Annotated in this window: 14 protein-coding genes; 9 read left to right on the top strand and 5 right to left on the bottom strand. The window is 40.5% G+C overall.

The window, feature by feature from the left end; all coding sequences use genetic code 11:
• Positions 1–379 precede the first annotated feature (379 nt).
• From kaiC to MTO98_RS18170, 6 genes are all read left to right on the top strand, one after another.
• Entirely contained in the window at positions 380–2,128 is a 1,749-nt protein-coding gene (gene kaiC / locus MTO98_RS18195; RefSeq protein WP_243480309.1) for a circadian clock protein KaiC, read from the top strand.
• Positions 2,128–2,427 (top strand): circadian clock KaiB family protein, encoded by a 300-nt coding sequence (locus MTO98_RS18190; protein WP_091206144.1) that lies wholly within the window; start codon positions 2,128–2,130, stop codon positions 2,425–2,427. Before kaiC ends, MTO98_RS18190 begins: the two co-directional genes overlap by 1 nt.
• Positions 2,428–2,763: a circadian clock KaiB family protein gene (locus tag MTO98_RS18185; RefSeq protein ID WP_243480308.1), complete on the top strand. Its 336-nt coding sequence runs from the start codon at positions 2,428–2,430 to the stop codon at positions 2,761–2,763. It abuts the gene before it with no gap.
• Positions 2,764–2,765: 2 nt separating this feature from the next.
• Positions 2,766–4,433, top strand: coding sequence for an ATP-binding protein (locus MTO98_RS18180; protein WP_243480307.1), 1,668 nt, complete (start codon positions 2,766–2,768; stop codon positions 4,431–4,433).
• A gap of 82 nt (positions 4,434–4,515) precedes the next feature.
• The gene (locus MTO98_RS18175; protein WP_243480306.1) at positions 4,516–5,292 is read left to right on the top strand and encodes an enoyl-CoA hydratase/isomerase family protein; all 777 of its coding nucleotides are present in this window, start codon (positions 4,516–4,518) and stop codon (positions 5,290–5,292) included.
• Positions 5,293–5,434: 142 nt separating this feature from the next.
• Positions 5,435–7,402, top strand: a complete 1,968-nt coding sequence (locus MTO98_RS18170) for a PAS domain S-box protein (protein ID WP_243480305.1) — start codon at positions 5,435–5,437, stop codon at positions 7,400–7,402.
• Positions 7,403–7,445: 43 nt separating this feature from the next.
• Here MTO98_RS18170 and MTO98_RS18165 read toward each other — a convergent pair whose 3' ends face one another.
• Positions 7,446–7,709, bottom strand: a complete 264-nt coding sequence (locus MTO98_RS18165) for a hypothetical protein (protein WP_243480304.1) — start codon at positions 7,707–7,709, stop codon at positions 7,446–7,448.
• A 193-nt stretch (positions 7,710–7,902) separates the two neighbouring features.
• Here MTO98_RS18165 and MTO98_RS18160 point away from each other — a divergent pair, with 193 nt between their 5' ends.
• Positions 7,903–9,486 (top strand): hypothetical protein, encoded by a 1,584-nt coding sequence (locus MTO98_RS18160; RefSeq protein WP_243480303.1) that lies wholly within the window; start codon positions 7,903–7,905, stop codon positions 9,484–9,486.
• Between the two features lie 156 nt (positions 9,487–9,642).
• Here the strand turns inward: MTO98_RS18160 and MTO98_RS18155 are convergent, their stop codons facing one another.
• Both MTO98_RS18155 and MTO98_RS18150 read right to left on the bottom strand, forming a co-directional pair.
• Positions 9,643–9,933 carry a chaperone modulator CbpM gene (locus MTO98_RS18155; RefSeq protein ID WP_243480302.1) on the bottom strand — a complete coding sequence of 97 codons (291 nt, stop codon included), beginning with the start codon at positions 9,931–9,933 and terminating at the stop codon, positions 9,643–9,645.
• A gap of 12 nt (positions 9,934–9,945) precedes the next feature.
• On the bottom strand, positions 9,946–10,872 hold the full coding sequence (locus MTO98_RS18150; RefSeq protein ID WP_243480301.1) for a DnaJ C-terminal domain-containing protein: 927 nt from the start codon (positions 10,870–10,872) through the stop codon (positions 9,946–9,948).
• 172 nt (positions 10,873–11,044) lie between these two features.
• On the opposite strand from MTO98_RS18150, the gene MTO98_RS18145 reads away from it, so the two are divergent.
• Positions 11,045–11,557 carry a GNAT family N-acetyltransferase gene (locus MTO98_RS18145; RefSeq protein WP_243480300.1) on the top strand — a complete coding sequence of 171 codons (513 nt, stop codon included), beginning with the start codon at positions 11,045–11,047 and terminating at the stop codon, positions 11,555–11,557.
• 100 nt (positions 11,558–11,657) lie between these two features.
• Here MTO98_RS18145 and MTO98_RS18140 read toward each other — a convergent pair whose 3' ends face one another.
• Positions 11,658–12,350, bottom strand: coding sequence for an HAD family hydrolase (locus MTO98_RS18140; protein ID WP_243480299.1), 693 nt, complete (start codon positions 12,348–12,350; stop codon positions 11,658–11,660).
• Positions 12,351–12,555: 205 nt separating this feature from the next.
• Here MTO98_RS18140 and MTO98_RS18135 point away from each other — a divergent pair, with 205 nt between their 5' ends.
• Positions 12,556–12,915: a DUF1493 family protein gene (locus tag MTO98_RS18135; RefSeq protein ID WP_243480298.1), complete on the top strand. Its 360-nt coding sequence runs from the start codon at positions 12,556–12,558 to the stop codon at positions 12,913–12,915.
• A gap of 108 nt (positions 12,916–13,023) precedes the next feature.
• Here the strand turns inward: MTO98_RS18135 and MTO98_RS18130 are convergent, their stop codons facing one another.
• The gene (locus tag MTO98_RS18130; protein WP_022830549.1) at positions 13,024–13,245 is read right to left on the bottom strand and encodes a PspC domain-containing protein; all 222 of its coding nucleotides are present in this window, start codon (positions 13,243–13,245) and stop codon (positions 13,024–13,026) included.
• Between the last annotated feature and the right edge of the window lies 1 nt (position 13,246).

Here is a 13,246-nt window from a genome sequence, read left to right as displayed (position 1 = left end):
CATATAAATATAATCCATAATGGTTGAAAATACTAAACACAAGCGGGGTTTGTATTTCATTTTAAGTTTTACAAAACGATTTTGTTCAGGTACCCTTAACAGCAGCTGCCTATTCTAAATGTTGTTTATGGAAACAAGAAACGTGTATAAATGTTTAAGTTTACTTTTAGAGATATAGGTTGTTGTTGTTTTAATTGATATGTTTTATTTATTCGTATTATTAGCATTAATAGTTTGATATTGTTTTTAATTTTTTACAGTTTGGAAATCAAAAAAACAAAACAATTTTACCGGTATCACTATTACCTTACCAATAAAAACAAAAACCTGTATGCTTGATGGTTATGGTATACAGGCAGCTTAAACAGATCAGATTTATATGACCAAATTGCAAAAAAAACAACAGTTAACAACATTTGAACAATTGCCTAAAACCCCTACTGGCATTACTGGTTTAGATGAAATAACAGGTGGTGGTATACCAAAAGGGAGGCCTACACTAATATGTGGTGAGGCAGGGTGCGGTAAAACATTGATGTCACTTGAGTTTATAGTCAGGGGTGCTACCGAGTTTAATGAACCCGGCGTATTTATGGCTTTTGAAGAGAAAGCAGATGAACTGGCATCTAACGTTGCCTCGCTTGGATTTGATTTGCGAAAACTTCAGGATGATAAAAAGATCAGGCTTGATCACGTGCATATTGACCGCAGCGAGATTGAAGAAACCGGCGAATATGACCTGGAAGGGTTATTTATTCGTTTAGGTTATGCTATTGATAGTATTGGGGCCAAAAGGGTGGTTTTGGATACGCTGGAGAACCTTTTTTCTGGTTTGTCAAATCAGGTTATACTTCGTGCCGAATTGAGAAGGCTTTTTAATTTTTTAAAAGATAAAGGCGTTACAGCTGTTATCACAGGCGAAAAGGGCGACGGAGTTTCACTGACACGCCAGGGACTTGAGGAGTATGTTTCTGATTGCGTGATATTGCTTGATCACAGGGTCATCAATCAAATCTCAACCCGTCGTTTGCGTGTAGTAAAATATCGTGGCTCGCAGCATGGTACTAATGAGTATCCGTTTTTAATTGACGAAGAAGGCATTTCAGTACTACCGGTTACTTCTTTAAAACTTGAAAAGGAGGTGTCATCAAAGCGGATTTCTTCAGGTATTCCCTCGCTTGACAGTATGTTTGGAGGCAAAGGCTTTTTCGAGGGAAGCAGTATTTTGGTTTCGGGCACGGCAGGTACCGGTAAAACAAGTATCGCAGCCAGTTTTGCCAACGAAGTTTGCCGCAATAAAAAGCGGTGTCTTTATTTTGCGTTCGAGGAATCTCCAAAGCAGATCATCCGGAATATGGGATCAATCAATATCGATCTGAAAAAACACGTTGATAGTGGCTTGCTTAAATTTCACGCCTCGCGTCCTACACTTTACGGACTTGAAATGCACCTTGTTGCTATTTATAAGATTATTAAAAGGTTTAAACCCGCAGCTGTGATCCTTGATCCAATCACAAATCTCATCACAGTAGGCTCGGTAAGTGAGGTGAAATCCATGCTTATCAGGCTGATTGATTTTTTACAGGACGAGCAGATCACCGTTATGTTCACTGCGCTTAGCCTTAATACAATTGTAAGCGAACAAACTGATGAGGGTGTGTCATCATTAGTTGATGCCTGGTTGCTTGTGAGGGATATTGAGTCGAACGGCGAACGCAACAGGGGCTTGTACATTATGAAATCTCGTGGGATGAGCCACTCGAATCAAGTGCGTGAGTTTACAATAACTGATAATGGCTTGAACCTGGTTGATGTATACCTTGGCCCTGAAGGGGTGCTTACCGGATCGGCACGTGAGGCACAAAAGCTAAAAGAAAAAACAGGCGTGGCGCTCAGGGACTTTGCCGTAACCCGCAAGGATAAAGAGATACTGCGCAGGCGGATGATGCTCGAATCGAAAATTGCAAACCTGCAGGCTGAGTTTGAATCGGCCGAGGAAGAACTGAATAAAATGTACCTTGAAGAAGAGTTAAAACAGGACATCATTGAAAAAAACAGGCAGGAGATAACAAATATCCGCCGTGGTAATGCCGATGCTCCTAAAAGTAAATCAAAAAGTAAAAAGTAATGGAACTGGAAGAAGCTATAAAGTATGAATTAAGATTGTATGTGGCAGGGAAAACGGCAAAATCCGTTACTGCGCTTACCAATCTTAAAAAATATTGTGAAGAACATTTAAAAGGTCAATATGTTATTGAAGTAATTGACTTACTGCAGCAGCCACAATTGGCGGAGGGTGATCAGATTTTTGCTGTTCCGACATTAGTAAGGAAAGTGCCTGAACCGATTCGCAAAATAATAGGCGATTTAAGTAACGAAGAGAAAGTATTGGTTGGATTAAACATCAGGCCTGTAAATAATAAATAAATGACGGAGCAAAACCAATCGCCTTTAAATGCCGATAATAATTTAAGTGAAGGGGAAAACCAACTTTTTCGATTGCGTTTATTTGTGATTGGAGCATCGCCTAATTCTATCCGGGCTATTACTAATCTTAAAAATATTTGTGAACAACATATAAAAGCTAATTACGAGCTGGAAATAATTGATGTTTATCAACAGCCGCTAATAGCCGAAGCTGAGCAGATTGTAGCACTGCCATTGCTTATCAAAAAATCTCCTGGCATTGAAAGGAAACTTATAGGAGATATGTCAGATACTCCCAAAGTTTTGAAAGGGCTTGGTATATATTCAGAAAGTTGATCATGGAGTCAGTTAAATATACATATGAGCAGTTGCTGGCCGAAAATAATGAGTTGCGTTTTCAGTTAGAAGAAGCCAATGATACCATTGATGCCATTCGCAGCGGTCAGGTTGATGCGCTTGTGGTTAAGGGTGATGAAGGGCACCAGCTTTACACGCTAAAAACAGCTGATCAAACCTACCGGGTTTTTATTGAAAAAATGAACGAAGGGGCTGTTACCCTTAACCGCAAAGGAATTATTTTATATAGTAATTCGCGCTTTGCGGCAATGGTTAATGAGCCGCTTGAAAAAGTGATCGGCATTTATTTTGATAATTTCATTGCAGAGGTATCCGCAGGAAAATATGAGGAAGTAATAAAAGATGGCTGGAACAACGACTGTAAAGGTGAGATCTTGCTATCAAGCCTGGATGGTAAATTAACGCCCTGTTTGCTGTCATGTACTACCCTTGATCTTGATGAAGGAACAGCGTTAAGCTTGATTTTAACCGATTTAACTGCTCAAAAGGAAACGGAATGGGAGCTGAAAATAAAGAATGATCAGCTTGAGGAAGCTCAAAATATTGCCGAAAGGCTAAATAATGAACTTGAAGACACAGTAAGAGAGCGCACCAGCGATTTGCTGATCAGCCGCGAGCACTTTAAGCTGCTGGCTAATAACATACCTCAAATGACATGGACAAACCTGCCCGGTGGAGAAGTAAATTTTTACAACCAGCGTTGGTTTGATTATACGGGCAGGCGGTATGGCGAAACAGCAGGCTGGGGCTGGCAACAGATTGTGCACCCCGATGATTTGCAGAAAACGATGGATGTTTACCTGGATTCTTTAAAAAACGGAAGTGTTTTTGAGTTGGAGAACAGGTACCTGCGCTGGGATAATACTTATCGCTGGCACCTTAACCGGGCAGTACCTTTAAGAGACGATACCGGAGAAATCCTTTTTTGGGTTGGTACCGCTACTGATATTGAAGAACAGAAAAAGCAGCTTGATTTAAAAGACGAATTTATTGGTGTTGCCAGTCATGAACTTAAAACGCCTTTAACCAGCCTGAAAGGTTACTTGCAGCTTATCACGGTTTATAAAAGGGAGGAAGTCCCTCCAATGGTGAAGCAATATGTTGAAAAGGCAAGCGGGGCTCTAAACAAACTTCAGCGGCTGGTAAACGATTTGCTTGATGTGAGCAAAATACATGCTGGCAGGCTTGAATACGCCATGGCAGAAGTAAATCTTCGCGATTTGGTATCGCTGACCCTTGAAAGCGCTGTTCATCTTTATCCCGAATTTGATTTTATTAATAAATCAGAAAGCAACTTTTATGTAGATGGCAATGCCGGACGCCTGGAGCAGGTACTTGTAAATTTCATTAATAACTCTGTAAAATATTCAACCGATAATAAGAAGATCATCATTAAAACCGCAAGCGTAAACGGAAAAGTGCGTGTATCTGTCACCGACTTTGGCATCGGCCTGTCGGCCGGGCAAATTGAGCATATCTTTGAGCGGTTTTATCGTGTCGAGGACAAGAAATTTATGGCGAGCGGGCTTGGCATGGGACTTTATATCTCGGCCGAGATTATTAACAACCATAAAGGCGATATAGGCGTTGAAAGTGAATTGGGCGAAGGTGCTACTTTTTATTTTGAGTTGCCGTTGCTTCAAAAATAAACACGTGTTATTTCGGCTCAAAATTGCGGCTTACCTAAATACTTCTGATATTGGCCTCAAAACCTGATATAAACCATAAAATATGTCTGCCGAAAACGGAAATGTATCCATTATAAACGAAACGGGTGGGATAGCAATCATTAGTTTTTATCATCCGGCACAAAATTCATTGCCATCGGCATTATTAAAACAGCTTGCCGAAGCCATATCCAGCGCCGGTAGCGATCCAAAAACAAAGGTTATTGTTTTAAAGAGCGGGGGCGACCGTACTTTTTGTGCAGGTGCAAGTTTTGATGAGTTGTTACAAATTAAAGATAAGGACACCGGTACGTCATTTTTTGAAGGGTTTGCCAACGTAATCAGCGCTTGCCGTAAATGTCCTAAAATAATTATCGCAAGGGTACAGGGAAAAGCAGTGGGAGGAGGCGTTGGCCTTGCTGCTGCTGCCGACTACTGCCTGGCCAGCGAAGCGGCATCAGTAAAGTTAAGTGAGCTTACTATTGGTATTGGCCCTTTTGTAATTGCTCCTGCAGTGATCCGCAAAACGGGGTTGCCTGCATTTTCTCAACTTAGCATCAGGACTGCTGATTTTCAAACTGCTCAATGGGCAAAGCAAAATGGTTTGTATAATGAAGTGTATGAAGATCTCCCTGGTCTTGACGCGGCTGTATCTGAACTTGCACAAAAGCTGGCTTTATATAACCCGGCAGCACTTGCCCATTTAAAGCAGGTACTTTGGGAAGGCACGGCCGATTGGGATGATTTACTTAAACAACGTGCTGCCATAAGTGGGGAACTTGTTTTGTCGGCGTTTACGCAGCAGGCATTGCATGCTTTTTTTAAGGACAAGTTAAAATAGGTTGCCAGCATTTTTATATTATTTCACAGATGATTCCCGTTATTAACAGATTAGTTGTAATTTACCTTTGCTCACCTAAATCGGTTTTGTTGAAAAATTAGATAGTCGTTTTACGCAGGCCTTTGCTTATTATATTATTTGAATGAACTATCCGCAGAAAAACAAGATTATTGTTATCATAAGCCTGCTTATCATGCTTGTTTTTAATCTGCTGCAAAGAAACTGGCTGTTAAATACGTTAGTTTATATAGTAATATCAGGCATCGCCCTGATTTTGCTCAACTACTTTGAAAAAAAGAGGCTTGAAGCCGAAAACAGGATCATCGATCTTAATACTGCCCTTACCGAACGAATGCATCATCATGCTTCTGAACTTGTTAATACGGTTGTTAAACTTGAGGTCAGCGAAGAAAAATATCGTTCCCTTATTGAGCATGCCTCCGATGCCATATATGTAATTGACTTTGAAGGACGTTTTACCGAAGTAAATGCCAGTATGTGCAGGATGACCGGCTATAACCGCGAAGAATTGCTGCAGCTTAAGGCAACACAGATCATTGATCCTGAAAATTTGAAGGCCGAACCGGTAACGCTTGGTCCGGATGATTTGCATAATGCAGTTATGAAAGAACGCCGTTTTGTAAAGAAAAACGGGCAGGTTTTTGACGTGGAGATCAACGTGAAAAGATTTACCAAAGATAGCGTACTGGTGATAGCTCGTGATATTACAAGCCGTAAAATTATGGAGGCCGGACTTAAAGAGGCCGAACTTAAATTCCGCACGCTGGCCGAAAAATCAATGGTTGGGGTTTACATAGTTCAAAAAGGTACGTTTATTTATGTTAACCCGAGGTTTGCACATGTTTTTGGTTATGAACCTCATGAATTAATTGGAGTTTCGTCCGTTGATGTTATTATCAGCGATCAATATAAGGCCACAACTACCGAACATGTAAGGGCCAGGCTTTCGGGCGAAGTTGAAAGTGTGAATTATGAGGTGATGGGACGCTGTAAAGATGGTTCAAACAATTGGGTTGAATTTTACGGTACAAGGGCAAAAATTGATGATGAACCAACCATTATCGGCTCGATGATAGATATAACCGAGAGGAAGAAAATTGAAGAGGAACTGCGGTTATCTGAACAAAAATATAAGCTTCTTTTTGATAGCAATCCATTACCTATGTGGATGATAGCCAAAAATGACCTATCGATAATTGCGGTAAACCATGCGGCTACCAAACACTATGGTTATACAGCCGAGGAATTTTTAAGCATGACTATCAAGGATGTAAGACCTCCAGAAGAATGGGCTGAAATGTATAGAGGGTACGCCGAAGAGGCGCCTTTGTGGGGCAATACAATGACTACACTCCATCGAAAAAAAAATGGATCGATGATAAACGTTCAGATCTTTGGCCAGGATATCATATATGAGGGACGCCTGGTGAGGCTTTCAATTGCTAATGATATCACCGAAAAACTCCGGTCGGAAGAATTGCTTCAAAAATCGGAGGCAAACCTGCAAACCATTTTAAACACAACCGACACCGCTTATGCCCTGTTTGATAAAGATCTTAAGGTTTTAGCATTTAATCATAAAGCTGTAGCATTTGTAAGGGGCCAGTTTAACCATGATCCTCAAAATGGAGATAAGCTTGCCGATTTTTTTCCGCCCGAGCGGTTTCCGCAATTTGTTGAATTTAACCAACAGGTTTTAAACGGTCAAAATGTAAGCTATGAAGTGGACTATGTTCAGGCAGATGGCTCAAAATGCTGGTTTTATGTGCGCTTATTCCCTATAACAGACAGTCATGATAATATATTAGGCCTGATGCTGGCCCTTTACGATATCACCGAAAGAAAGAATATCGAAAATAACCTGAAAGTTGCTTACGAACGGATTCATAATCATATTAACCGCATAAAAAATATGGCCTGGAAACAGTCGCACTATATGCGCAGCCCGGTTGCCAATTTAAAAGGACTTGCAGGACTGTTAAAAGATAACCCTGCCGATGTTGAGATACTTGATTATATGATAACAGAACTTGAACGCCTTGATGAAGTAATTGTTGAGATGGCCCGTGATGCGGCCAGCCATGATTAAAACAGGAAGCCCCTGGGATAATCCCGGGGGCTTCTTGTTTACTTTACCAGTGTCTGTAGTAATGATTAACACGATAATATCTGTGGCGATATACGGGCGCATCATAATATCGTGATGCGTAGTAATGCGGACGCCCGTAATAAACATCACGTCCATAATAAACCTGCCTTGCATAATATCCCCTTGTGTAAACTACCCGGTGATATGGATGTCCAAAATGTGCATGTATACTTATGCTTTGAGCTTTCGCAAACTGAAATGAAAACATCATCACAAAAGCTATTATTGAAAATCTGATCAATTTCATGGTTGTAAATTTTAGTTAATACCTGAATTGTAATACATAATTATGACTGGTGACAGATAGGTTGGTTTAATTAAAATTTATATTTTTAGGCATGTATTACTTTGTCTTTTTTGCAATAATTGTTCTTATTATAAGCGGGGCGTTTTATATAAAGTCATATTATGATAGGTTACGTTGGGCTAAAAAACGATTGGTGAAAATTAAAGGTAAGTGGGGTAAGCCTGTTAATGCGCGCCGAAATTTTGAGTTGATCAGTATCTACTTAAATTCGGCAGAAAATAAAAATAAGCTTTCAACTCAAACTGCAAATGACCTCGATCTGATCAATGTTTTCAACTACATTGACAGAACGAACAGCAAACCCGGTAAACAATACCTGTTTAATTTGCTGCACCATCCTATAACCGATATCGATGCTTTGCATGACCTTGATAATAGTATTGAGGACCTTAATATGGATATTCCCGGGCGGGAATTGATAGAGGTTGAATTATCCAGGCTTAACCATCCTGATGCCTATTTTATCGCTGATCTTTTTCTTAAAGTACATGAGCCGGTATTATCACCTGTAGTGAACTTTTATATCAGAGTTTCTCCGTTTCTGATTTTGGCAACCCTTATATCATTAATTGCTATTCCCAATATTTTTAGTGTCATATTTTTAGTGCTGTTGTTTGCTTACAACATTGTTATACATATCACTAACCGTAGGGGAATTTCTTCTTATACCCAGGCACTACCTCAAATGCTGGTTATGCATAAAGTTGCGGTGGCCTTGGTAAAAAGCGGGAAATTTGGTCAGGTACCGGAGGTAAAACAGTCTCTTACCAACTTAACAGGACTAAAACGGGCGCTTAAGTTTGTGAGCATAGAAAGTGGCTTTGTAAATAGTACAAGCCAAATTAGTTATGAAATTTTCCGGTTATTTAAGTTGCTTTTTGTAATTGAGCCGGGTACATACAGTTCATCGTTGACACAGGTAAGTAAATATCGTAATGATATAAAAGTGGTGTATGAATTTATTGGCCGGGCCGATACATTGATAGCAATACAATCTGTACGTGACGGGTTGCCTGCGTATGCGAAGCCGGAGTTTACGGAAGGTGAGGAAAGGATAGAGGTTACTGAACTTTTTCATCCACTGGTAATCAATTGTGTAAGCAATTCGCTTTATACAACGGATGCCGATAGGGGAGCATTGATCACCGGATCTAACATGGCTGGTAAAACTACATTTATTAAAGCGCTGGGTATAAACACGCTGTTGTCCCAAACTATATTTACAAGTTGTGCAAAGGCTTACAAAGCGCCGTTGCTGAAAATACAAACCAGTATAAAAACCAGCGATAATATTGATGAACAAAAGAGCTATTTTCAGGCACAGGCATCGGCAATTTTAAATATCCTCGATAACAGCGCTAAAAAGGAAGAGATAAAAAGCCTGGTGATCATTGATGAAATTTTCAGGGGTACCAACACCATTGAGCGCATCGCGGCAGCAAAATCAGTTCTGTCATATATTACAGCTAATCAGAATTTTGTGTTTGTTTCAACCCATGACCTTGAATTGGCCGAACTGCTGGATGAGGACTTTGTTGTGTATTCATTCTCAGAGTCGAAAGACGGGCGGGTGCTGGTGTTTGATTATATTCTGAAACAAGGCTTGCTTAAAAATACAAACGGCATCGCCATTCTCAAATCAATGGGATACCCTGAACCGGTTATTGATGAAGCTAATATCATAAGTGAGCGGATGATGAATAAGTATTTGGTGTAGTGGCGGCAGCTTTTCTGCAATTAATTAAAATAGCGTCATTGCGAGGTACGAAGCAATCCCAAACTGTACAGAGAGATTTGTATAGCTGCTCTGCCTCTTGGGGATTGCTTCGTACCTCGCAATGACGCGTTATATTTCTTTCTCCTAAGGGGGGAATCAATCCTCATACAACCTCAGCCTGTTTTTCAAATACTTCATATCTTCCTGTAGTTTTTCGATCCGTTCAAGCAAGTGAGAGATAGCTTCAATACCTGCTATATTGATATCCAGTTCGTGCAGACTGATCAGCTTTTCCAGCTTTTGGAGTTCGGTTTGTGGGATGAAGGTGGTTTCATTGATGATAGTAATTTCAACCAGGCCCGCTTCATGTAATGAAGTAATAAAGGTGTATTCAACATTATGGTATACACAAAAATCGTTTGCGGCTATTAACTCTGCTGTTTTCATAATGCGTTTAATTTAGGCTGATGATTTGGCCAGTTCTTCAAACAGTTGCTTTTGTTTTTCGGTAAGGTTGGTTGGAGTTTGGATGTCGTAGGTCAGGTATAGGTCGCCAAATTCATTCTCTTTTTTATAAACAGGCATACCTTTGCCCTTCAGCTTTACTTTGGTGCCATTTTGTGTTTCCGGGCTTACTTTCACTTTAACCTTGCCGTTTAATGTATCAGCAGTTATTTCACCGCCCAAAATAGCAGTGTATAGGTCAAGTTTTGACGTGGTATATAAATTGTTCCCATCACGTTTAAAGCCGGCGTCAGGGGCAACGTTAAACTGAATATACAAGTCGCCGGCAGGGCCGCCGTTTACGCCCGGAGCGCCATGACCGGCTATTTTAATGGTTTGCCCGTTCTCGATACCTGCGGGTATAGTGATGCGGATATTTTTGCCGTTAACGGTGAGCGTTTGCTTATGTGTTTCAAGTACATCGCGAAGATTTAAGCTCAACGAGGCATTATAATCCTGCCCGCGGAATTTTGCCTGTCTGCCTCCGCGCGCACTTCCGGCACCGCCAAACATCGACTGAAAGAAATCCGAAAAATCTTCACTTCCAAAACCTTCAGTACTTCCAAATCCCTCTGCACCGCCGAAGCCGCCATACCCACCAAAGCCACCGCCTTGCCCGCCGGGCTGTTGGCGTGCCTGTTGTTCGTACGCTTCGCCATGCTGCCAGTTTTCGCCATATTTGTCGTATTTCTTTCGCTTTTCCGGGTCGCTTAATACTTCATTCGCCTCGTTTAACTGCTGAAACTTTTTGTTGGCCTCTTCATCGTTAGGGTTAAGGTCGGGGTGATACTTGCGGGCCAGCTTGCGGTATGCATTTTTAATATCCTTTTCGGATGCATTTTTATCAAGCTCTAATACTTTGTAATAATCTATAAAAGCCATGGCTGGGTTTAATATAAACAGATGTGTTATTAACTATTAAATATACAGCTTGGTTTTAAAACGAATGGATTTTTTAATGTCATTTGATATAACTGCGCAGGCTTTAAAATTATGCCTTGTTCTTTTATTTAAAGTTTGCAAATACTACATTTGGCGTCCTTAAATTAAGCATATGCCTGTAATAACTCAAGCCACCGTTGTTGATGTTCCTGAACTTAACGTTTTAGTGAATAGTGCTTACCGTGGCGAAAGCTCCAAAAAAGGATGGACAACCGAAGCCGATTTAATTGGAGGGCTTCGCATTGATGAAGAAACACTTACCACTTATATGAATGATGAAAATATCATCATTTTAAAACATACCGATGAGGATGGCTATATAACCGGCACAGTTTATCTTGAGATCAGGTATCCGAAGCTGTATGTAGGGATGTTTAGTGTATCGCCAATGCTGCAAAATAAAGGTGTAGGGCGTGCCTTAATTGAAGAAGCCGAAGTTTACGCACGTAAACATAATTGCCATACGCTAACGATGACAGTGATCAGCACCCGTTTTGAACTTATAAGCTGGTACGAGCGCCGGGGCTACAGACCAACCGGCGAAATTCAGCCTTTTCACGCCCATGGACGTTTCGGCGATGCTAAACAGCATATTGAACTGATAGTGATGGAGAAAAGTATTTAGAGTCTTAAGTCGGAAGTCTTAAGTTCTAAGTTTTTAGTCGAAAGTAATGAGCAGAGTAAATTGACTTTAAACTTAATACTCGAGACTTCCGGCTTGGAGCTTAGGACTTCATAACAAACTCCAGCACCTCGCTGATCTTATCAGCCTGTTTAAAATTTTCGTGAGTTAAAACGGTCTCCACGTGTTCATGCGCCCAGGTGGTATGAAAAGGTACGTGAACAGCATGCCCGCCAATATTGATCACCGGCATCACATCTGATTTTAGGGAGTTACCGATCATCATAAATTCTTCGGGATTGATATCAAGGTGTTTGATCAGCTTGATATAATCATCTTCCTTTTTATCGCTCATGATCTCGATGTGGTGAAAGTAATGTGCCAGTCCGGATTTTTTGAGTTTGCGCTCCTGGTCAAGCAGGTCGCCTTTGGTAGCTACCACCAGCCTGTAATGGTCTTTTAATGAAGATAATACATGCTCTACGTCATTTAGGATTTCTATCGGTTGGTTAAGCATATCCTTGCCATATTGCAGTATCGTTTCAACTACCTCAACACTGATGTTTTTTTCGGAAATACTTAGCGCTGCCTCAATCATGCTCAGGATGTAGCCTTTTATCCCATAACCATAAAGCGGCAGGTTATCAACTTCAACCTTAAAAAGCTCTTTGGAAATGGTATGCTGCGGCGAAAAATTTTCGAGCAGACTGCAAAACCTTTCCTCAGTAGCTTGAAAGTAAGGTTCGTTTACCCAAAGGGTATCATCGGCATCAAAGGCAATTACTTTTAGGTTCATTTGAAGTATCTGGTTTACCTGGTGCAATAATAATACATCGGGTTGATTTTAGCAGCATAAAGGGTCGTTAAGCAGCAATAAAAATTTAACATTTATTAACTATTGAGCTCAATTTAAGGGATTTAAAAATAAAGTAAATTTGTATGCAACCTTATTTCAAAAGCTACGTCTCATAACTTAAATGGTCAAATTAATATTCGTTTAAATGGAAGAGATACTGCCACCCTTAAAAGAATTTATTGTTGATTATTGCAACAGGTATAAGATCCACAAGGTTGACCCACACAGCCTGAGCCTCGATACCAGTATCGATCTTGATCTGGATATTTTTGATATTGAGATAGATCTTTTTCTTGCCGATTTTGCCGAAGAGTTTAATGTCGATCCGTCCAAATTCAGCTGGTATAAATACGGCTATCCCAAAGGCTCAACCCGGGTAAAGATGATAAAATTGATGTTTGGCTACAACACCACGTGGGTTAAGCAGCTGGCCCAATACTGCTATACCCCCAAATTTAAAGTGCGGAACCTACAGGATGCCGTAAAAACGGGTAAACTGGTTTAATGAATGATATAGGTGTCCCCAATCCGAAATCGGTGAAATCAAAAAGCAATCAGTGAAATCCATAAAACAAAAATCAGCGAAATCAACGTAATCAAAAAAAGTCAGCGGTTAAAGATCAGTAACCCCGGTATGTTTGCGTTTGATGAAATTCCTGATATCCAATACAATACCAGCAAAGAAATAAAATATGAGCGGAAAACCTACCGCCAGGAACGAGGAGTAGATAAAGAAAAGCCGGATCTTGGAGATAGAAATATTAAAACGCTCGCCAAGATAGGTGCATACGCCAAAAGAGTACCGTTCAAAAAAAGTGAGTATTCGCTGTAGCATG

It is taken from the genome of Mucilaginibacter sp. SMC90 (assembly GCF_022811725.1).
Taxonomy (GTDB): Bacteria; Bacteroidota; Bacteroidia; order Sphingobacteriales; family Sphingobacteriaceae; genus Mucilaginibacter.
Note: the sequence above shows the minus strand (reverse complement) of the source record. Positions and strands in the feature narration are given on the sequence as shown.

Coding starts and splice junctions, on each gene's coding strand:
- kaiC (WP_243480309.1), top strand. CDS start 380: ATGACCAAATTGCAAAAAAAACAACAGTTAACAACATTTGAACAATTG.
- MTO98_RS18190 (WP_091206144.1), top strand. CDS start 2,128: ATGGAACTGGAAGAAGCTATAAAGTATGAATTAAGATTGTATGTGGCA.
- MTO98_RS18185 (WP_243480308.1), top strand. CDS start 2,428: ATGACGGAGCAAAACCAATCGCCTTTAAATGCCGATAATAATTTAAGT.
- MTO98_RS18180 (WP_243480307.1), top strand. CDS start 2,766: ATGGAGTCAGTTAAATATACATATGAGCAGTTGCTGGCCGAAAATAAT.
- MTO98_RS18175 (WP_243480306.1), top strand. CDS start 4,516: ATGTCTGCCGAAAACGGAAATGTATCCATTATAAACGAAACGGGTGGG.
- MTO98_RS18170 (WP_243480305.1), top strand. CDS start 5,435: ATGAACTATCCGCAGAAAAACAAGATTATTGTTATCATAAGCCTGCTT.
- MTO98_RS18165 (WP_243480304.1), bottom strand. CDS start 7,709: ATGAAATTGATCAGATTTTCAATAATAGCTTTTGTGATGATGTTTTCA.
- MTO98_RS18155 (WP_243480302.1), bottom strand. CDS start 9,933: ATGAAAACAGCAGAGTTAATAGCCGCAAACGATTTTTGTGTATACCAT.
- MTO98_RS18150 (WP_243480301.1), bottom strand. CDS start 10,872: ATGGCTTTTATAGATTATTACAAAGTATTAGAGCTTGATAAAAATGCA.
- MTO98_RS18145 (WP_243480300.1), top strand. CDS start 11,045: ATGCCTGTAATAACTCAAGCCACCGTTGTTGATGTTCCTGAACTTAAC.
- MTO98_RS18140 (WP_243480299.1), bottom strand. CDS start 12,350: ATGAACCTAAAAGTAATTGCCTTTGATGCCGATGATACCCTTTGGGTA.
- MTO98_RS18135 (WP_243480298.1), top strand. CDS start 12,556: ATGGAAGAGATACTGCCACCCTTAAAAGAATTTATTGTTGATTATTGC.
- MTO98_RS18130 (WP_022830549.1), bottom strand. CDS start 13,245: ATGCTACAGCGAATACTCACTTTTTTTGAACGGTACTCTTTTGGCGTA.